This is a genomic window from Bacillus sp. ISL-46 (genome assembly GCF_018613205.1).
Genome location: NZ_JAGGQR010000009.1, coordinates 41,211 through 62,206, shown reverse-complemented (window position 1 = coordinate 62,206; position 20,996 = coordinate 41,211). Strand labels below are relative to the sequence as shown.

The 20,996-nt window shown below is 40.4% G+C and carries 20 protein-coding genes; all 20 read right to left on the bottom strand.

Features of this window, described 5'->3' with window-relative positions:
* Positions 1-26 precede the first annotated feature (26 nt).
* The 20 genes from J7E67_RS03605 to J7E67_RS03510 all read right to left on the bottom strand — a co-directional run bounded on the left by J7E67_RS03605 (position 27) and on the right by J7E67_RS03510 (position 20,755).
* On the bottom strand, positions 27-1,265 hold the full coding sequence (locus J7E67_RS03605; RefSeq protein ID WP_214711700.1) for an ester cyclase: 1,239 nt from the start codon (positions 1,263-1,265) through the stop codon (positions 27-29).
* A gap of 52 nt (positions 1,266-1,317) precedes the next feature.
* Positions 1,318-2,208 carry a carbohydrate ABC transporter permease gene (locus tag J7E67_RS03600; RefSeq protein WP_251026549.1) on the bottom strand — a complete coding sequence of 297 codons (891 nt, stop codon included), beginning with the start codon at positions 2,206-2,208 and terminating at the stop codon, positions 1,318-1,320.
* The gene (locus tag J7E67_RS03595; RefSeq protein WP_214711702.1) at positions 2,208-3,086 is read right to left on the bottom strand and encodes a carbohydrate ABC transporter permease; all 879 of its coding nucleotides are present in this window, start codon (positions 3,084-3,086) and stop codon (positions 2,208-2,210) included. Before J7E67_RS03595 ends, J7E67_RS03600 begins: the two co-directional genes overlap by 1 nt.
* A 154-nt stretch (positions 3,087-3,240) precedes the next feature.
* A complete protein-coding gene (locus J7E67_RS03590) occupies positions 3,241-4,599 on the bottom strand; it encodes an ABC transporter substrate-binding protein (RefSeq protein WP_214711704.1) in 1,359 nt (452 codons plus the stop codon).
* Between the two features lie 703 nt (positions 4,600-5,302).
* Positions 5,303-6,679 (bottom strand): amidase, encoded by a 1,377-nt coding sequence (locus J7E67_RS03585; protein WP_214731019.1) that lies wholly within the window; start codon positions 6,677-6,679, stop codon positions 5,303-5,305.
* 515 nt (positions 6,680-7,194) lie between these two features.
* Complete coding sequence (eat, locus tag J7E67_RS03580; protein WP_214711708.1) at positions 7,195-8,598, bottom strand: ethanolamine permease; 1,404 nt, start codon at positions 8,596-8,598, stop codon at positions 7,195-7,197.
* A gap of 138 nt (positions 8,599-8,736) precedes the next feature.
* Positions 8,737-9,681 carry a malate dehydrogenase gene (mdh, locus tag J7E67_RS03575; protein WP_214711710.1) on the bottom strand — a complete coding sequence of 315 codons (945 nt, stop codon included), beginning with the start codon at positions 9,679-9,681 and terminating at the stop codon, positions 8,737-8,739.
* Between the two features lie 25 nt (positions 9,682-9,706).
* A complete protein-coding gene (locus J7E67_RS03570) occupies positions 9,707-10,060 on the bottom strand; it encodes a BMC domain-containing protein (RefSeq protein WP_214711801.1) in 354 nt (117 codons plus the stop codon).
* 3 nt (positions 10,061-10,063) lie between these two features.
* Positions 10,064-10,339, bottom strand: coding sequence for a EutN/CcmL family microcompartment protein (locus tag J7E67_RS03565; RefSeq protein WP_214711712.1), 276 nt, complete (start codon positions 10,337-10,339; stop codon positions 10,064-10,066).
* Between the two features lie 17 nt (positions 10,340-10,356).
* A complete protein-coding gene (gene pduL, locus J7E67_RS03560) occupies positions 10,357-11,211 on the bottom strand; it encodes a phosphate propanoyltransferase (protein ID WP_214711714.1) in 855 nt (284 codons plus the stop codon).
* A 19-nt stretch (positions 11,212-11,230) separates the two neighbouring features.
* On the bottom strand, positions 11,231-11,524 hold the full coding sequence (locus J7E67_RS03555; RefSeq protein WP_144555092.1) for a BMC domain-containing protein: 294 nt from the start codon (positions 11,522-11,524) through the stop codon (positions 11,231-11,233).
* Between the two features lie 15 nt (positions 11,525-11,539).
* On the bottom strand, positions 11,540-13,063 hold the full coding sequence (locus J7E67_RS03550; protein ID WP_214711716.1) for an aldehyde dehydrogenase family protein: 1,524 nt from the start codon (positions 13,061-13,063) through the stop codon (positions 11,540-11,542).
* Between the two features lie 78 nt (positions 13,064-13,141).
* Positions 13,142-13,795 carry an ethanolamine utilization microcompartment protein EutL gene (eutL, locus tag J7E67_RS03545; protein ID WP_214711718.1) on the bottom strand — a complete coding sequence of 218 codons (654 nt, stop codon included), beginning with the start codon at positions 13,793-13,795 and terminating at the stop codon, positions 13,142-13,144.
* Between the two features lie 15 nt (positions 13,796-13,810).
* Positions 13,811-14,782: an ethanolamine ammonia-lyase subunit EutC gene (eutC, locus tag J7E67_RS03540; protein ID WP_214711720.1), complete on the bottom strand. Its 972-nt coding sequence runs from the start codon at positions 14,780-14,782 to the stop codon at positions 13,811-13,813.
* Between the two features lie 12 nt (positions 14,783-14,794).
* Positions 14,795-16,159, bottom strand: coding sequence for an ethanolamine ammonia-lyase subunit EutB (locus J7E67_RS03535; protein WP_214711723.1), 1,365 nt, complete (start codon positions 16,157-16,159; stop codon positions 14,795-14,797).
* A 17-nt stretch (positions 16,160-16,176) separates the two neighbouring features.
* A complete protein-coding gene (locus J7E67_RS03530; protein WP_214711725.1) occupies positions 16,177-17,622 on the bottom strand; it encodes an ethanolamine ammonia-lyase reactivating factor EutA in 1,446 nt (481 codons plus the stop codon).
* Between the two features lie 138 nt (positions 17,623-17,760).
* Complete coding sequence (locus J7E67_RS03525; protein ID WP_214711727.1) at positions 17,761-18,261, bottom strand: EutP/PduV family microcompartment system protein; 501 nt, start codon at positions 18,259-18,261, stop codon at positions 17,761-17,763.
* Positions 18,262-18,300: 39 nt separating this feature from the next.
* Positions 18,301-18,642 (bottom strand): ethanolamine utilization microcompartment protein EutS, encoded by a 342-nt coding sequence (gene eutS / locus J7E67_RS03520; protein WP_168243707.1) that lies wholly within the window; start codon positions 18,640-18,642, stop codon positions 18,301-18,303.
* A 103-nt stretch (positions 18,643-18,745) separates the two neighbouring features.
* Positions 18,746-19,318, bottom strand: coding sequence for an ANTAR domain-containing response regulator (locus J7E67_RS03515; protein WP_026564955.1), 573 nt, complete (start codon positions 19,316-19,318; stop codon positions 18,746-18,748).
* Between the two features lie 3 nt (positions 19,319-19,321).
* Positions 19,322-20,755 carry a sensor histidine kinase gene (locus J7E67_RS03510; protein WP_251026547.1) on the bottom strand — a complete coding sequence of 478 codons (1,434 nt, stop codon included), beginning with the start codon at positions 20,753-20,755 and terminating at the stop codon, positions 19,322-19,324.
* Positions 20,756-20,996 lie beyond the last annotated feature (241 nt).

Genomic DNA, 20,996 nt, shown 5'->3' with positions numbered 1-20,996 from the left:
TAAAAAAACTAGCCCAATACTATTAATCACGATACTCCAGTAAAATTTCCATCTTCGGTTTGAGAATTTTCAGATGATGCCTTTTCTTCTGATTCAGGCAAATAGATTTGCCGCAATACTTCCATTCCGTCAAATAATAGCCATTCTTCTACGATTCTTTCATTTCTTACTTTATAGTGACTAATTCCAAAGATATCAATCGGTTTTCCACTTGGCACCCCAAAATAACCAGTGCCCTCATGCATTCCTTGTAACCGCCAGCGAACAGCAACATCCCAATCTTGATCATTCTCTCTTCTATTGCAAGTAATCCGTTCAAGTACTAACTTTGCATTTGGTACTGAAGCAAACAGACTAATAAACATCCCCTGAATCTCATTTACGCCGACTAAATCTCTGTTACAGACATAATGAACCACTGCTTTATCTTCATAGAATTTTTTGACAAAGTTAAAGGAACGTCTCTCCCAAACTTTATTAAACAAATCGAGCATAAATTCCCCAATTTCGAACTCATCTGATGAAGGTATGAAGTGTTTTGGAGGAAGTCCTGTTTCAGCTGTTTCTGGGAGGCCAAAACTTAACGACGGGGCAAGCTTTTGAGTGCCTTTCGCTACTTTCTTAGCCACCTCAATCGGGTCAAATCCCAATTGTTGAACCAGATGATAGGTATCCATTACCAGCCATTCTTCATAAATTTTATTGGAATGAATAAGGCAGTCTGCCGTTGTTCTAAACATTACTTTTTTACCTGTTGCCGGTCCGTAATAGCTGTCCCCAGTATTAGTCGCAACTGATCTTCCTCTGTGAGAGGTAAAAAATCCATCTTGGTCATTGCCCGACCAAACAACACTCCAGCCTAATCCTTTTCGATCCGGAAAAGAATGCAGCGTTTGAAGAGTTCCGGAAATTACCTCATTTATTCCATGGCTGTTAATTAAGCCTTTGTGAATGCTTACCCCGGTACTGTAGGTATCATAAATTAAGCCAATATCTTTTTCTTTCCAAATTTGGCGGGTTATTTTAACAATATAATCAACAATATTGTTATACTCTTCATTAAATCCCCTCATGCTTTGCTTTTTCTGGTCAACAGGACTAATATTGACATAGTCGTAATCATCCTTAGAATCGATTGGATTCACTTCACTAGAGTCAGCATAAAAGATTAAATTTCCCCTATTCTTTATTTGAATGTTACTTCTTTTCTTATCTTCTGTTTTAATCATCACACTGGTTTCTTCTTTAGTTAATGTTTTCTCCATTTTCTGAACCATCCTTTTATAAATAATTATTGGCTAATCAGGCAATCACTCTTTATTTAACTCCGCCTGAAGTCATTCCTAAAATAAATTGCTTTCTTACAATCAACATAAAAATGATCGTTGGTATAACAAAGATGATTCCCGCTGCAGCCATTTGATTCCATAAGACTCCCTTTTCCCCATTAAAGAATGACAGGGCGACCGGTAATGTAACAGCCTCTTGATTTGTTAAAACTAATGCGAACATAAATTCATTCCATGTGATAACAAAGCAAAAAACGGTAGCTGTAATAATTCCCGGTTTAGCAAGAGGTAATAAAACATGCCAAATTACTTGAAGTCGATTTGCTCCATCAATCGTTGCGGCTTCCTCCATATCCTGTGGGATTTTATCAATAAAACCTTTAAGAAGCCAAATACCATAGGGAATTGTGTGACCTAAGTTAACAATGATTAGGGCGATCGTTGTATCAAGCAATCCCCAATTTCTGAACATGATAAAGTATGGAATGACGTTAACAATTAATGGAATAAATTGTGTCGCTAAAATTGCAAACAAAAATATTTGTTTCCCGGGGATTTTGAATCGGGAAAGACTATATGATGCAAGGATACTCACTGGCATTGTTATCAGCAGTGTTACAATAACAACAATGGTACTGTTAGAATAATATTTTCCAATATTAGATTGACTAAAGACAGTCTTAAAATTGTCTAGTGTAGCCTGAAAAAAAATGCTTGTTGTATAAACTTCCTGTTCCGGCTTAAATGCTGTAATTCCGATCCAAAAAATAGGAAGAAAAAGAAACAGGACGACAAGTATCACTCCAAAGCCTTCAAAAATAGCAGAGGAAACCTTCTTATTTTTTTTGTTTATAACCAATGGGTCTGTCAATAATACTGAATCACTTTCTTTTTTGCTTAAATCCATTACACTACTCATTAATTCCAATCATCTCCTTTGACAAGCCTTCTCATGTATATGACGACAAACCCTATAGTGATCATCGCTAAAATGTAACCAAGTGCTGAGGCATATCCCATATCAAAGAAACGGAAGCCTGTTTTATAAATAAGGAAATTTAACACTTCTGTGGAATTTCCTGGTCCTCCTTGAGTTAGTGTGGCAATAGGGTCAAATGCCTTTAATGAAAACATTGTCATTAAAATGGAAGCAATTAAAATAATTGGTCTTAGCATCGGTAATGTAATATGTATTAGAGTTCGAATTCGAGAGGCCCCATCCACCTGAGCCGCTTCAAACACTTCTCTTGGCATACCCATTAAACCGCTAATAAACATGAGACTCATAAATGGAAGCCAAATCCAAACAACCACTGAAACTAGTGCTGCCATTGCTGTTTGTGGAGTGCCTAACCAAACTACATCTGCCAAAGGCGGAATGAAAAAGTCAATAATTTTATCAAATAAACCATAATCCGAATTTAACATGAATCGCCAAGAGTAACCGATAAGAGCTGCACTCATTGCAAAAGGAATAATTAAAACTGCGCGCAGATAGGAAAGATAACGCTTTTCTTTACTTAACAAGAGTGAAACCCCGATACTCAGTACAATGGTAATAAGTACAGTCAGTCCAGTAAAAATTAGTGTAATGACAACGCTATTCCAAAATTGTGAGTCCGAAAAGGCGCGTATATAATTTTCAAAGCCAATGAAAGGACCCATTTCTGTTGATTTCTTTAAGTCCCAAGTATGGAGACTGATCCAAAACGACCTAATAAGAGGGTAAATTGTCGTTGCTAAAATAAGAATGAGCGCAGGAGCAAGGATTGTATATTTAAAAACATTATTTTTCATTTAAAGTCCCTCCTAAGTAGTGTAGTAGGGTAATAGGAAACATCAATTGTGACATTTACACCCAATAGAGTACCAGATCCCCTATCTTGAAGGTTTAGAAGAAATTAGAAACCTTCTAAACCTTTATTGATAGGTGTATTTTAATCTTCAAATGTTACTTATAGTAACCAGCTTTATCCAAGAGCTTTTCAACCTGCTCTGAGGCTTTTTTTAGATTAGATTCAACCGGTTCACCTGTAGCCATTTTTGAGATGGCCGCACTAATAATATCCGCCACTTGTGGCCATTCCTGTATTTTTGGCAATGCACGAGAATTCTCAAAATTATCAGCTGCCACATCATAAAACCCATCACTTAAACTATTAAGTTCCTTATTTCGGAGGTTCTCAGTTTGTGTGATTACGGTAGATTGCACTTCAGCTGGGACTTCATTCTTAACCGTCTTCATTACAATATCAAGTTCTTCTTGAGGCTCTGCAATCCACTTCATAACTTCCCATGCAGCCTCTTTATTTTTAGACCCCTTCATCATTGCCAATGGGAAAGATGAAACGTTTGCTTTGCTATCTTTCCCTTCCCATCCAGGAACAGGGGCAAACCCTACATTTCCTGCAACTTCTGGAGCAGCTGATTCTTTGCTGTTGAATTCAGAGAACACCCACCACCAGCCTAACCACATGGCAGCCTTACCTTGTTTAAAGAATGTACGAGAATCTTGTTCACCAAAGGTTACAGAACCCGGCGGTGCCACTTTATCTTTTACAAGAAGATCAATATAGCGTTGCGTAGCCTCTACGCCTTCCTTGGATGCAAATGTTGGTTTCATATCTTTATCAAAAATGTCACCACCATTACTCCATAAATAAGCTGTCCACATAAATAGGTTTTGACCATTATTACCTGCACCATAGTACGGAACGACACCAGATAAGTCAGTGTTGTCGGTAATTTTTTTACTTGCTTCCTCAAACTCTTTCCAAGTGGTAGGAGGTTGAATGTTTAATTTTTGAAAGATATCTTTACGATAAAACAGCATTTGAACGTGAGCCCTTACCGGCAAACTCTGAATCTTACCATCAAATGTGGATAGATCAATCGCAGCTTTTGGCCAACGATTTAAATCAATATTGTCCCTTTTTACATAGTTATCAAGAGGTTCTACAAACTGTGAAATAGAAGAACCCATGGAATCAAGGTGTACAACTAAATCGTATGCTCCTCCATTCGCAATACCGTCTGTGGTGATGTCTTCTAAAAGGTTTTCATAAGGAGTTTCAATAAATTTTACTTTAATGCCTGTTCTTTTCGTAAATTCTTTGGATCTTTCCTTCCATGCGTTAAATTGGCCAACACCGCCAGCTGAAAGTAATACTTTCACTGTTTTCCCCTTCAAAGAATCTGCACTCGGTTTGGTTTCGCCGTTTGAAGATTCTGAATTACTACATCCAGAAATAATAAGGGTTACTAGCATTAAGAGAACAGCGAAAAAACGAAATCCTTTTTTTATACTCATTTGCACATTCCTCTCTTTTAATAGGATGATTTAAATTTTTTTAGGTACATCATTTCTTGTAAAATGTTTTGTATATGACATTGAGCTATTAATAATTTTAGACCTTTAATAAAAGTTCACATACGGTAGAGCATTATTAATAAGCTAAATGATTTGCTGGGGTCTGGAGTTGATTAAGTACTATATTTTTTCAACTTAACTGGATGAAATATCTTGACGTAAAATTATCTGAAGGCTGTTTGAAGGATTATTGTGTAGTTTCTGTGGTGTGGTGGTATTTCAAAAAGTTTTTTATTAATCTGCATTATTGTTACAAGATTTATTTTGAATCCGCATTCATTTTATAAAAATTACCTTTTGATCAAATTTAATTTAATCCGCATTCACAATAAAACATTTTCTATTTTTATCTGCACTCAGGTTCTAAAAAACTCCTTTGGAGAGCCTATCAACTACTTCCTACTGGCATTTGTTTCATTTGAATCCGCATTCATAAGAATAAATATTTCTTTTACCTTATTTAGTTTTTATTTCACAAAAAAATATAAGCTGCTAGCTAGCATTGAATGCGCATTCCTTATAAACAATATATTAAACTTGGAAACTATCTATGTCAATACTGAATATTCTAAAAAATTTAAAAATTAAATATCATTGAAACAATATAACTCTCATAATGTTTTAATTTATTACACTTTCTCGCTTAATTTTTTACGATTTTTTCCCTTACTTTATAAAAATCCAATAACATGGCTTGTTCATATGAATGCGCATTCCTGATCAAAAGGTCCTCCCTATGATGATTTGCTATTAATTGCAGACCAATTGGAACGGATCCATGAGATAATCCGCAAGGAATGGAAAGCGCTGGATGGCCCGTTATATTAAATAAACAGGTAAATCGAATCATGCATTCATCGATAGATTCCATCTCTCCAGCTAACAAGAACTCTTTAATCCCTATGTCTGGTGGCCCTATAGGCATAGTTGGAGTCACTAAAATATCAACAAATTCAAAAAGTTTGCTTAAATCTCTCGTCATTTGTGCTCTTTTGTTTAAGCCATCAATGTATGAGTGGGCGGAAATAGATTTACTCTTATCAAATGTGTTTATTGCTTCCTCACTATATTGGGATAGCGATAAGTTAATTAATTCACTATGGAAATAACCAACCTCGGAGGTAGCTAATATATGTGCTATTTTTCTTGGATCATCGAAATTAGGAATTTCAAGTTCTACTATTAATGCTCCTAACCTTTCAAAAGTACTTAATGCATTCTTATAGAAACTCAAAACATCATTATCTACCCTTTCATAAAAGTACTGCTTAGGAACCCCGATTCTCATTCCTCTTATGTCAGAAATACAATTATTCGTGAATGTTTTCTTTGTGATAGCCTCCATCATGATAGCTAAATCTTCAACATTTCGAGCAATTGGACCTGTATGATCGAGGGAATTGGATAATGGTTTTATACCGCTCATATTAATTAAATCATATGTTGGTTTTAACCCTATCACACCACAGCACGAAGAAGGTACTCGAATGGAACCTGCAGTATCTGTGCCGATTGACCCCATACAAAGATTAGCTGCAACGGCAACTGCTGAACCACCACTTGAACCGCCAGCTGTAACATTGTCATTCCAAGGATTTTTAATATCACCGAAAAAGGAATTTTTTGAGGTGATACCAAATGCAAATTCATACATATTGGTTTTTCCAATGTTCACAGCACCTTCAGAATTAAGAGCTTCAACAACACTTGCATTACTTTCAGGAATTCGATTTTTATGAATAACAGAACCGCTCGTTGTTAATATCCCTTTAGTATCAATGTTATCCTTGTAAGAAATTGGTATGCCCTCAAGAATTCTTATATCTCCTCCTTCCATTATTCTCTTTTCTGAAATTACAGCTTGGTCAAAGGCTTTTTCTTCATTAACCGTAATAAAAGCATTAAGTTTTGGGTTATGAGTTTTTATTTGTTTCACATACTCCTCAAGGATTTCTACAGGAGAAAATTCTTTTTCCCTATATCCGTTAATGATTTCTCTTATTGATTTTTCCAATACCATATATGCCCCCTTAATAATCCTTTAGTTCTGGAATCAAACCTGTTTTAAACATCTTTTTTTCCTTTGTTTAATTCTACATCAATTCGAGATATCCTTTATTTTCTGAAAATACTCATTATAATATTCCATTATTAAATAGAGTTACTATTTTAGAATATAAAGGAATTGAATTTACTAGTACTTAAAAGCCTTAACAACTTTATATTGGACCTGAAGGACCTATGGAGGCTATTTCCAAGATGGAAGACAATTTCCTTGGTAACATTAGCAATTTCATGAACATGAAGGTAACCGTTATAGTTGAATCCAACAGAATTATTGTAAAATTTTGTACTTAAACTAAAGTGCTTCGTTAGTACACTAAGAAAAGCTGCCAAAATGACAGTTCCGATCTTAAACTCTTACACTCGCTTGTTTAATAAGAGATTAACCATCAAGATTTTCAATTACTTTCAACAAACTCTATATACAAAAAAGATGCCCCACCCCAATGGAACATCTTTTTCTATTGAACGTTATCCTATTTTCTCATCTGTCCCTGTATCTCCAGAAGTCACATCCTCAATTAAAACAAACTCCTCCGACATTGGACGAAGTTTCTTGGATCCTACTAAGAAATAGTAGACAATCGCCACACCAAAAATCGTCAGAATCACACCCGCCAAAGGCAGCTCCACTCCAAACAAAGGAAGAGTTGTCGTTAACACGCTGTATTTTACCACGCAGAAGAAAGAGAAAACACCCAATACTAATGCAATCGCCGGTACAACAGGGTAGCTCACCTTAAATGGTCTTTCCAAATTCGGCTCCTTTTTACGCAGCACAAACAACGAAACCATACTTAAGCAGTACATCGTAATCGCACCAAAAACGGATAGGATAATCAACGCATTTGCAAAGTTTGCTGAGCCTGCTGCGATCACTCCAATCGCTCCAGGAACAATCAAGCCCCAATGCGGCACCCCGCGTTTCGAAAGATTAGACAAAAACTTAGGCAGGTATCCTGCACGAGCCAGGGCAAACGTTTGACGGGAATAACCAATAATAATACCGTGCAAGCTGGCAATTAAACCAAATAAACCAATAATGGCAACTGATTTTGGAATAAAGCTGCCTTCTCCATAAATACTTGCCAATGCCTGTGGAAGTGGATAATCCGCCGGTTTACCGGTACCTCCGCCAAGTCCTGCCGTTACGACTAAGGTTAAAATCGTTGCCACACCAAGCGTTAAAATACCGGAAATAAAGCCTTTTGGAATATCCTTCTTCGGGTCGCGTACCTCTTCTGCTGCCATCGCTCCCCCCTCAATCGCAAGGAAGAACCAAATGGCATATGGAATTGCTGCCAAAACACCGGACCAGCCATGACTAAAAGCCATATCATTAAATATATTGGATGATTGAACATGAGGTAAACCGGCCACATAATAAATCGCGAGGCCGATTAGTGCCAATACCGTTGCCACTAACTCAATGATAGCGGCACCTTTTACACCTATGAGGTTGACCAAAATAAATAAAATAAACATTCCGACCGTTGCATAAACGGGATTAATACTTGGGATTAAGAAATTGATATACGCTCCAACAGAAACCGCAATCGCTGGAGGGGCAAATACGAATTCCAGTAAACAGGCTAAACCGGTTATAAAGCCCATAAACGGCCCCATTGCCTTTCGGGCGTAGGCAGACGGTCCGCCGGCATGAGGGATGGAAGTTGAAAGCTCTGAATAACTAAAAATAAAGGTCGTATAAAAGACAATAATAATCAGTGCGGCAATGCCGAGGCCAATGGTGCCACCCGATTCAAAACCATAGTTCCAGCCAAAATATTGGCCGGATATGACCATCCCTACAGCAATACCCCAGAGATGGATTGGTTTAAGCGCTTTTTGTAAATGGTTGTTTCCCTGCTCCATATACCCTTCCCCTTTCAAAGTAAATCTCCTGGAAATATTAAAGTAAAACCATATCCCATACACGACTATTTCCAAAACTAGGTGTTACTAGTTTAATATAGAATTGTAGTAGGATTCACAGGATATATTATCCAAATATTATAGTTTCTTCAAAATCGACATAACATTCCGAACAGATTGGGCTGATTGATCAAGTGCTGTTTTTTCTTCAGGGGTTAACGCAATTTCAATTACCGTTTCAATCCCATCGCCGCCAAGGATCGTTGGAACCCCTAGATATAAATCCTGATAGCCATATTCCCCTTCCAGATAGGCAATACATGGCAAGATTCGTTTTTTGTCCTTTAATATGGCTTCAGCCATTTGGACCATCGAAGCTGCCGGGGCGTAGTAGGCACTGCCTTGACCTAGCAAACTGACAATCTCGCCGCCACCTTTACGCGTTCTTTCCACAATCGCTTCAATTCGGTGAGGCGGGAGAATTTTATCAAGCGGGATTCCGCCGGCATAAGAGAATCGAACCAATGGGACCATATCATCACCATGCCCGCCAAGGACAAAACCTGAAATATCTTCCACTGACACATTCAATTCCTGTGCAACAAAAGTGTTGAAACGCGCAGTATCTAAGACTCCGGACTGACCGATAATCCTATTTTTAGGAAACCCTGTTGTTTTATAGCAAACATAGGTCATCGCATCAACAGGATTACTTAAAACGATAATGTAGCTATTCGGCGCATATTTTTTAATATTTTCAGAGACTTGCTCGATAATTTTTGCATTGGTAGAAACCAAATCATCCCGGCTCATCCCTGGTTTCCGCGGCAGCCCTGCAGTGATTAACACCAAATCAGCATCCTGTATATCCGCATAATCTGAGGTACCCGTTATATTTGCATTAAAGCCTTGGACAGGGCTTGCTTCCAGCATATCCAGTGCCTTCCCTTTGGTCGGATCGTTTTGAGACGGGATATCAACCAGAATGACATCTCCTAATTCTTTTTGCGCAATCATCAGCGCCGCTGTTGCACCAGTAAATCCTGCACCAATCACTGCAATTTTTTTACGTTTGAAAACCATATTTCTTCCTCCATTCTTTTAAAAATTATTCTGTTTGTGCTGGAGGCTCATCTTGTTTTGCTCTTTGACCCCTTTTTGCAGGTTTTGGTTTCTCCTCGCCCTTTTTCGGCGTCTGTGCCAACATTTGCCCTACTTCCTCATCCGGACGCGGGATAACATGCGCGGTTACCAGCACCCCGACACTTTGAGCAGCATACTTGCCAGCATCGACCGCTGCCTGGACAGCCCCGACATCTCCTTCTACTAAAATCGAAACGAGTCCGGCGTCCACTTTTTCTTTTTTAACTAAACGTACATCCGCTGCTTTAACCATTGCATCTGCGGCAACGATCGAGGCAATCAGCCCTCTAGTTTCAATCATTCCTAAGGCTTTTGACATCACTTACGCACCTCCTTCAACATCAATAGAATCGATAATTCCGATAATGACAGCATCAATCGGCATTCTATGGTCACCGATAATATTTGCCGCCGCACTTCCCGTTGTAACCATCACTTTATCTCCGACTCCTGCACCAATCCGATCCACCGCAATAAACGGTGAAAGGATAGGCGCCCCGGATGGAAGCTCCGGCTGGACAAATAAATATTTTAATCCTATTAGATTCTCTTCCTTCCTTGTCGCCCATACATTTCCTATCACCGTTCCAACTAACAAAAAATCATCCCCTTAAACTAATCCATAACCTGGATGCTTTTCTTCAACTCTCTTGCAGCATCTCGTGCCAATGGAGTCACAATTGTGCCTTTTCGAACCAATATCATCTCGTACTGACATGCCTGCACATCTCTTTTGGTTAAGAGATTTTTTTGAAAATGAACTTCTATTGGTTCGTTTTGTTCAGGTGATACCTGATTGGTCACAGGCTGGGGTTTTACCAAAGGCTCCCCATCCTTAACAATGAAACCAGCCTGACCGCTTGTAATGAACCCGGCATTAGCTTCATCGGTATCGATATGCATCTCAAGCTGATATCTCGGTGAAACCCTTATAAGTACTTTTTCAAACGAAACCGGGCGTTCCCCTTCTGTTCGGATTCGTACATACTCGCCGTTTTCAAGGCCAAAATAAGCGGCATCCTCAGGGTGCATATGAATATGAGCCTGGGCAATGATCAGTCCTTCATTTTTGAAAATACTTCCTTTGGGCCCTGCCAGAGTAATCGGTGCAGAACCAGCAATATTGCCAGATTCCCTTACGGGCGGTTTCAACCCAAGCTTTACTGCATCCGTTCTGCTGACTTCCACTTGTGTTAAAGAACGGGCCGGACCGAGGATTCGCACTTTTTCAATGCTTCCTCTTGGTCCGACAATGACCACCGTTTCATTAGCCGCAAATTGACCGGGCTGAGACAAGTCCGCTTTTTTCGTTAACTCATACCCTTTGCCAAAAAGCGTTTCTAAATCAGCTTGACTTAAGTGGCAATGGCGTGCAGAGACAGCCATCGGGATTGTATTGGGTCTGAAGTCCTTTTTTAACAATTGCTGAATCACTTCTTCAACAACCGTTCGAATAGATTGTTCATTCATCGAATTGGCTCCTTACTTCTTACACTTCCACTTCTAATTTTGGTAAAATGCTCTCCAATTCGTTGTGCGGACGTGGGATGACATGAACAGATAATAGTTCACCAACACGTTCTGCTGCTGCCGCACCTGCTTCAGTTGCCGCTTTAACCGCACCTACATCTCCGCGGACAAGAACCGTTACAAGCCCGCCGCCAACATGTACTTTACCGACTAAATGTACGTTTGCTGCCTTTACCATTGCATCTGCTGCTTCCACGGATGCTACCAAACCTTTTGTTTCCACCATTCCTAATGCTGTTAATTCTCTAGCCATTGTAAATTCCTCCTATTAATTCATTTGATATTTTTTTAATACTTGATTTACCAATTCAGAGATTACCTGCGAATCTAGCTGGCCCGATACATTCACATTGCATAAAACCTGATTCACAATCTCGTCTACATGGTTGCTGGCACCCCATTGTGGAGCAGGACTTTTGCTGGATGGTTTTGGAACGTTAACCTCTTTTGTTCCATAGGCCATTCTTTTGATATTGATTAAATGGCGGGCCGTTAGATTGTCTGATGTAATATTACCGCCAAATGATCCACAGCCAAGTGTCAGCGATGGCATCAATTCCGTTGTGGCTCCAACCGCACCAATGGAAGAAAGAGTATTCACCATCAGTCGTGATACTGGCATGAATAGCGCAAATTCACGGGCTACATTTTCATCATTGGTGTGAAGGGATAAGCTATGTCCCATCCCGCCTAAATTTAAGATTTTCACACACAGCTCTTTTGCACTTTCATAGCTTTCAGCTGTATAAATCGGAAAGATCGGCGAAAGTTTTTCAATGGAAAAAGGAACGTCCTTCCCTATCCGCGTTTCTTCCGCAATTAAAATCGTTGTGTCGGCTGGAACGGAAATACCCGCCAATTCCGCAATCTTGACAGCTCTTTGACCAACAATTGCTGGATTCAGCTTTCCTGGCAATGGTGAAATCACCTTTTCTAAAAGTGATTTCTCCTGCTCATTTAAGAAATAGGCGCCATTATTTTTAAGCTCCCTTACGGCCATTTCTTTGACATTCTGGTCAACCACAATGGCTTGTTCCGTTGCACAAATCGTGCCGTTATCAAACGTTTTGCTTTGAACAATCATTTTGACCGCTTTTTCGATATTGGCGGTTTTTTCGATATAGACGGGCACGTTTCCAGGACCGACACCATATGCAGGCTTACCTGAACTGTAGGCAGCACGGACTAAATCTTTTCCGCCAGTTGCTAAAATCAAATTAATATCACGATGGTGCATTAATTCAGTGGTTGCTGCCATTGTTGGTTTTGAGATCCAGCCAATAATTCCGTCCGGCGCTCCCGCATCAACGGCTGCCTCCAAACAAATCTTTAAAGCGGCGACTGAGCATATCACTGCACGTGGGTGCGGACTAAATACGATTCCATTTCTTGTTTTTAGGGCGATTAATGCTTTAAAAATCGCACTCGAAGTTGGATTTGTCGTTGGAGTGATCCCGGCAATCACCCCAAAAGGTGAGGCGACTTCGACTATTTTCTTTGTACGGTCCTCGTTAATGATTCCAACTGTCTTCTCGTTTTTAATAGATTCATAGACAGCATGTGAACCGACGTCATTTTTCATTTTTTTATGTTCGACTACACCCATTCCGGTTTCTTCGACCGCCATCTGGGCTAATTCAAGTGATTTGGCAGCAGCCGCTTCGGCTGCCCGTTTCACAATTTTGTCGACTTGTTCTTGGGAAAACGCCAAGTACTTTTGCTGTGCTTCTTTAGCTTTCTGAACTGCATCCCGCATTTCCTGAATGGATTGTAAATCTAAATCGAATGGCAACAGGGACACTCCTTTCTCTCTTGTTTTTTGTGTGAAAAATTACACGTATGCAGCATTATCCGCCAATTAAATAGGAATCTAATACTGTCGTGGATTTCTCGCAATCTCGATAATCACAGCACGGAAAGCATCCGCTGCCGCCTGGCATGCCGATTGCGACCCGGTCAATAGCCCACCTCCAAAGTTTGTTTCCGAAGGCGGTCCAAAAAACTTAACCAGCTCTACATCCGCAGCCTTTAACGCCGCATCCATTCCATACACCGCTTCAAGCGGCGGGGCAATCAAATAGGCTAGTGCTTCACCTTGATTAATCCCTGCCTCAGCTGATAGATAAGAACCGGTTCTTGCCACGACATGGGCATACAATGCATGGTTTTTTTCCTCATTGATTGCCTCAAAATACGCTTCATTTTCTGCGGTTTGAATCACCGCATCTATCCCGCTTTTCACTTCATCTGGACTTGGACCGGCCAACACGCCGATCATTTCACCAGACAATGGCCCTGATGCATGCGCAGAACCTGCGTAGAAGGACTTTGCATAGACAACATCAACATCTGCGCGTTTCGTTGCTTCATCAAGAGCTGTATAGCCGACATCGTCAATCGTTGAGGTAAAAATCGCTAAACTCCGTTGATGGGGTTTTAACTGAAACTGAGCTGCTAAGGCAGGGTCAACGTTTGGAATAATCCGAACAGCCAAGATATTTGCATGAATTCGTTCTAATGCCATTTATTAACCCTCCCCTTATTGCTCTTTTTGTACCAGCGAAACACCACTGGCTTCATATTTTAATATTTTTTGCACGAGAGTTCCGATATAGGCGCCGGCCTCCACCGGTGGAATGCCTCCCTTATGAATATTGGAGATGACCATCCGGTCGGCCTCAATGGTGCCGTGGCGTGGTTCGTAGCAGAGATACGCACTTAACGATTCCGCACTCACGAGACCTGGACGTTCACCAATCAAGTAAACAATCACTTTCGGTTTTAGGATCTCCCCAACATCATCCATTGCCGCCACCCGGCCTTTTTCGATAAAAAATGGTGTTCCGACATCGAGCCCTAAGCTTTGAAGCGATTGATTAAGAGATAAATAGACATCCTCTAAATTTTCCTCGACCGCTTTCGAACTTAAGCCGTCAGAAAAAATAATTTGAACCGTCGGAGACTTTCTACATTTTTGATCAATTAATTGTTTTGCCTCATCAGAGAGCTTTCGGCCGAAGTCAGGACGGCGGATATAGACCTCTTTGTCGGTAACCTTCGTGTTAACTTTTAATAAGGATAAGCTTTCAAGTATTTTCGGATCGACATCACCATAAACGGCATCGACTGCTGCCGCATGGTCAAAGCGAAACTTCAGCCAAGTGTCCGTTTTGGGCCTTAATCCCGCACGGCCGACGCCAATTCTTGCCGGTGTTTTGCTAATTAAAAGATCCAGCTCTTCCTTATTAATCGGATTTTCAAGTCCTACAGGCGGCTTTGGTTCAAGAAGTATTTCTTTTTCATGGGCTGACACCACGCAGCCCGGACTTTGATTGCACTCTGTTTCAACATGATTCGTCCGGTGGCTCCAAAATTTCACTTCCACTTTTGCCGATGTATCATCGTTCGTCTTTTTCTTAACTTCTTCCACCGCCGCACCGCCTTCAGCGGTCTTCGTCTGCAATTTTTCAACCACCATTTTCGTGATTTGTTCCACTAACTCAGGATTCACTCCTTACACCTCCTATCGCGAAAAAATCGTCGGGTCACCTGCATATTTACTTAATTTCCCGTTTTCAAAAATCCCCATTTTCTCCAGCCATGCTTCAAATGATGGTGCCGGCCGTTTATTCAGCGTCTGTCTTAATGTCGCAACATCGTGATAACTTAAGCTCTGGTAATTGAGCATACAATCATCACCCATTGGCGCAGCGATAATAAAATTCACCCCTGCCGCGGAAAGCAGCACGCCAAGATCTTCAATGTCGTTCTGGTCTGCTTTAATATGGTTCGTATAGCAAATATCAACGCCCATTGGAATGCCATGCATTTTTCCCATAAAATGATCTTCAAGACCGGCTCGAATCACTTGTTTGTTGTTGTACAAGTACTCTGGTCCGATAAAGCCGACTACCGTATTGACAATATACGGGTCATAGTAGCGGGCAAAGCCATAATTTCGGGATTCCATTGTCAATTGGTCGATATCATAATGAGCTTCGGCGGATAATTCCGAGCCTTGACCTGTCTCAAAATACAAACGTTGTGGACCAGTTCCTGTACCGTATACTTTCGCCATTTCATTGGCTTCCTCCAAGAGGGAAGCGGTAATCCCGAAAGAACGATTCGCCGCTTCGGTTCCGGCAATACTCTGGAAAATCATATCTGCCGGCGCCCCCTGCTGGACCGCTTTCATTTGAGCTGTCACATGGGCAAGCACACAGTTTTGCGTTGGAATTTCCCATTTTTGAATAAAGTCATGTGTCGCATGCAATAACCGTTTTACACTTTCAACGGAGTCATCTACCGGGTTTATTCCAATTACTGCATCTCCAATCCCATACGCAAGCCCTTCTTTCATTGAGGCCATCATCCCGTCGACATTATCCGTCGGATGGTTTGGCTGCAGCCTAGAGGCTAACACTCCTTTTTGACCAATCGTAATATTGCATTTGGATAAAACTTCAATTTTATTGGCGGCATGGACTAAATCGAGGTTGGACATGATCTTTGCCACCGCTGCAATCATTTCACTATTCAGACCTCGGCTGAGGCGTTTCAAGTCTTCACCGGTAGTTGAATCGTTCAGGATATACTCGCGAAGTTCCGAAACAGACCAATTTTTAATCGATTGATAGATGGGTTTGTTGATCTGACCCTCGATAATCCTTGAAACCTCATCCTCTTCAGGAGATAGCATGGGATTTTCCCTAATATCTTGTAGTGTTAAATAGCTCACCACTTGTTTTGCTGCAATTCTTTCCTGGACGGTCTCAGCAGCAATCCCTGCTAAGCGGTCGCCGGATTTTTCTTCATTTGCTTTCGCAAATAAATCCTTTAGTGAGGAAAATTGATAGACAGTACCTAAATAGGTGGACTTTAATCTCATAAGAATGCCCCCTTTCGTCATTTCTGGAATGTTAATGTTTTTATAATGACAGGAACAACATCGGTTTCGAGCACTTGGCCTATATCCAAATAGTCCCCATTTTCAACTTTAATTTGATCAATACAAATGACGGATTGCACCGGAGCCTTTCGCTTAAGTGTTTGCCCAAGAACTTTTGCATAATCCCGGTCAAGCACAAGGACTAACTCTTGAGTTTGATTCGGTTTTTGTTTCATTGCTTTGAGGATGGATTCAGCAAATTCATCGATTTCACGGAATCTTAAGTAAGGCAATTCTGAAAAATAAACCGCAAAATTCTGTCCCTCACGCTGTGGGTCATAGAGATCGAGTGCTTCCTCAATCTGCTTTGATAATTGGTTTATTTCCGTTTTAAAATCACCCTCGAATCGAATCTGGTAAACCGGCAAGTTTTTCATCGGCAATTTACGATTATCAACTTCAATGGTTGCGCCGCTGATTTCAGTCGTTTGCATTCCGGCGCCCAGCACTGTGGCCCGAACCGTTTCCTGCGGCTTTACCCAAGTCCATTGAGCAAGACTTGAGCTTTCCTTTAAGGAGGCGGCTAACATCAACCCGATATCATCGTATTTGGCCGACTGTACGATTCCGGTCTCATGCTGATAAATGCATTCACTTATCCCGCCTGAGAACATAATCGCCTCAATATCTTCCACCCAGTTAGGTTCATGCCCTAGCAGCAACGTTAGATCCTCGTTTGTGAGTGCCTTTTTTAACATCCGCGCAATGACATCTGCCATAAAATCGGTTACTTGTTTTATCGCTGATGGATTTTGGTTTTGCCCCTCCACCATCCTTGAATCCCATTGTCGCAGTAAATTTTTAACAGGCGGAGAAATACTCTGGATTTTATTATCGTTACATTCAATTAATCTGCCGCCTACATGAAGGGTACAGGTTCCACAAAGTCTGCCAGATTTATAAACGGCCACATTGGCTGTACCCCCGCCGATATCGATATTGGCGATAACCTTACTCGTATCTTTCGAATATTCATAAGCGCCCGATCCCTTAGCGGCAATAATTCCTTCTAAGTCAGGACCAGCTGTTGCAACTAGAAACTCCCCAGCCTGGTCAGACAGCTGATGCAGCATTACTTCTGCATTTGACTTTGTGGCTGTTTCACCCGTAATGATCACTGCTCCCGTTTGAATATCCTTTGGCTCAATACCTGCTTTCTGATATTCCTTTCTGACAAAGTCTTCAATTTTTTCAATATCAATGGTGGTTGGTGAAAGCAGCGGTGTCCGGTAAATCGGGCTGCGATGGATGACCTGTTTGTCAATGATTTCAATTCGTGGCACATGTGCCCCGCCAGCCATATTCATTAACGTGAACCGGCTGATTACCAGCTTTGTTGTACTTGTGCCTATATCGATTCCCGCACTGATCATTTCTTCTTTTTGCGGGCCTTTGAACTTCATCTCAACTCCCCCAAAAAAACAAAAAGCGCCCCTTGTAAACTATCCCAAATTAGATAGTTTAAAAGAGGCGCCATTGCCATTAAATTCATTTGTTATTCATAATATAAATTATTTTCTGGATATTGTAGAGGCTCTCATTTAAAAAATTACAAATGGGGATGGATTTCCTTCAAAATACTTCTTCATTTCATGTGTCGAACGGAAGTTTACCAGATTCCGGATCTCCTCTATTCCTTCATTTTTTAGGGAAGAGGTAATGACAATCGAACCTTTGGTTACGATTACCTTTTTTAACAAAGAAATGGCTAGTTCAACGTCAGCCTGGTCTGAATCACTTTTTGTGACCACCCCAATGGGGATTTTATTGATTCCGCTGCTGAATCCTGGCGGGAAAATCATTTTCTTCTTGGTCGCATCCTGTAAATACAGGACATGTGTCACTTCTAATGCCGTTGCCATGATATTTTTATAGTAGAACGGGTTTTCACAATATTCACCTGGGGTATCAACAATCCAATCATAGTAATTCAGCGACTGCGTTTTGACAGCAGGCACGTCCCGGTCAAGCAATGCATTTGTTAACGTCGATTTTCCGGCCCCAATGGAACCGATCAGCATGGCTCGGTTCTTTTTCGTCATCATATTTCCTCCTTTCTTGAAAAATTCTATTTTCTGATTCTATGACTTCGTGATCTCCGCCGGGGTATATTTCAGCGTATCCTGCAAAAAACGGTTGATTTCCTGCATCGCCATTTCCACCTCTGAAACATTGCCGACAATCACAAGACTTCCGGTAAAGCGATCCAAAAATCCTAACTTGACATTAGCCGATTTGGTGGCTAAATCTCCGGCAATAATCACCGTCTCACTTGGGGTCAGCGTCAAAATCCCTAATGCCCCAGCCTCCTGTATCCCCAGTTTTTCAAACATATCCGGGTCCGGATTGGCAATAATATGGCTTAAAGTTACCTGTTTCCCTGGGACAAACTCCTGTATAAACCTCTTTTTCTCTTCGTTCACGACAAACCCACCTCTCAAATTAATAAAAAAATGCCTAATAGACTTTATTTTTATAAAAAATAAAACCTACTAAGCACCTTTGCTTCATCTATTCACTTGTAAACTAACTTGGGTACTTCAAAATAATGTACTTCGCCACTTTTTCCAATGGCATTTGTTTTTTCATGCTAAGGTCTCTAATCTTATTGTAAGCCGTTTCCTCCGGTAAATTCAATTGTTTCATTAAAATTCCTTTTGCTTTTTCAACAATCTTTCGGTTTTTCAGTTCCCGATTCATTTCTTCTACTTTTTCTTTATAAAGAATAGCATTTTCTGCCTGCTTCAAAGCAATTTCAACCGCAGGAATCAAGTTAGCCTCCGAAATCGGCTTTACAAGATATCCTAAAATATTTGCCTTCTTCGCTTTTTCTATATATTCCTTTTGACTATAGGCCGTTAACAGCAAAATCGGGATATTGAATTTGTTGGAAATAATCTCACTGGCCTTTAAACCGTTCAGCTTCGGCATTTTAATATCCATGATCATTAAGTCAGGCTTAAGGCTGTAAGCCAATTCAATTGCTTTCTCGCCATCAGCTGCTTCAGCCACAACATCATAGCCAGCATCTTTCAACATGAGGGAAACATCCAATCGGACGATGGACTCATCTTCAACAACGATAATTCGCTTTTTCATTCCTTAATCCTCCCACGCAAAGGGAAATTCGACGGATACTTCCGTTCCTTCACTTGTTCCTTCAATGGAAAAATGGCCCGATAAATCATGTTCTATCATCATTTTAACAATATCAAGCCCTAATGATGGCTTCATAGAAGGATTATAGCCAATTCCATTATCTTTTACAAGGACTCTTACTGCAGAAGCCTCTTCCTGGATGACTACATCAATTTGGCCCTCTGTCATCTCCGCAAATGCATGCTTCACACAATTTTGAATTAATTCATTTATAACAAGAGCAACGGAAACAGCTAGATTCGATTTAATAAGGATCTTTGGGCCGGAATAGTCGATCGAAATCAATTTTCCTTCATGATCTTCACTAAAGACCAGCATATTCCCAATTTTTTCTATTAAACTAACAATCTCTACATCATCCTGATTTTCAGAATTGGATAAGATGATTTCATAGACAGAGGCAATACTTAAAATTCGGTTGAGGCTTTCGATAAAATAAAACTTGCTTTCTTCAGGGACCCCTCTTCGCATCTGCAGCCGAAGAAGACTCGCTACCGTTTGCAAGTTATTTTTTACACGATGATGGATTTCCCGGATGGCCACAGTCTTTACGGTAAGCTCCCTCTCCTTTTGGCGCAGCTCTGTTAAGTCACGAAAAATGATAAACGATCCGCTATTTTTCTCATGCTGCACAAGAGCAATTTTTTTCATTTGAAAGACTTTATTTTGAATGATGATTTCTTGGACCACAAGTTTATCCGGCAGCCTGCAAATTTCTGCAAGGTTAGGAAAATAGGAAGTAAAAAGATTGCCGCTTTTACATTCCTCCGAACACATTTCTAAAACAAGATTCATCGCAGCAGGATTCGAATATTGAATCTGTAAATCCTCGTCAATAATGAATAGAGATTCCTCAATCACATCTGGGATAAAAGGGCGATTTTCAGCCATTTCCAGTAAGAGTTCGCTAAGTGTCTCATTCGCTTCTGTTAGCGCTTTCAGTTTATTTTGATTTTGGAGCTTATCACTGTTGTCTTTCTCCATGATCAACGTGCCAATCACTCGGTTATGAATTCCAACAATCGGAACAACGCTTTGTTCGACTTTTTTCCCTTCCTGGGTTAAGGCATGATTGAGAAAAAGCGGCTTACCCGTCCGAAACGCGTAAAAAACTGCAGGCTCAAACGTTTCGTAGGCAAACTTTCCGACCACCGGATTTTTATAGACAGAATTGGCCGTTGTAGGTGCTGCTTCTGCCACCACAATAGCATGCTTTTTTTCACTTGTTTGGCAATCTACAAACACATTTGCCTGATTTAAATCGGCAATTAATTGCAGGTTTTGAACCACTTCTTGGATCTTTTGTATGTCTTGTTCCGATAGGTCTGTGTGAAGCTGACATAGAGTTACTACGGTGTTCATCTCAGTTTTAAACATGTCATTGCCCCAATCTTTTATCTTTAAATATATAAAAATATTTTATATATCATTTATCATAGTGTCAATCTTCTGTTTTTTACAAAAAATGGTTCACTGTGCCCGGTATTAATTGTTAAATAAAGTCATTTATAAAAAAGAATTGATAATTTGTTTAATAATACAACCACAAATTATTACCAATTAGCTGGAGGACAGCATTGGATATTGCCATTCGTTTCGTCCATTGTCCCTTTATCAA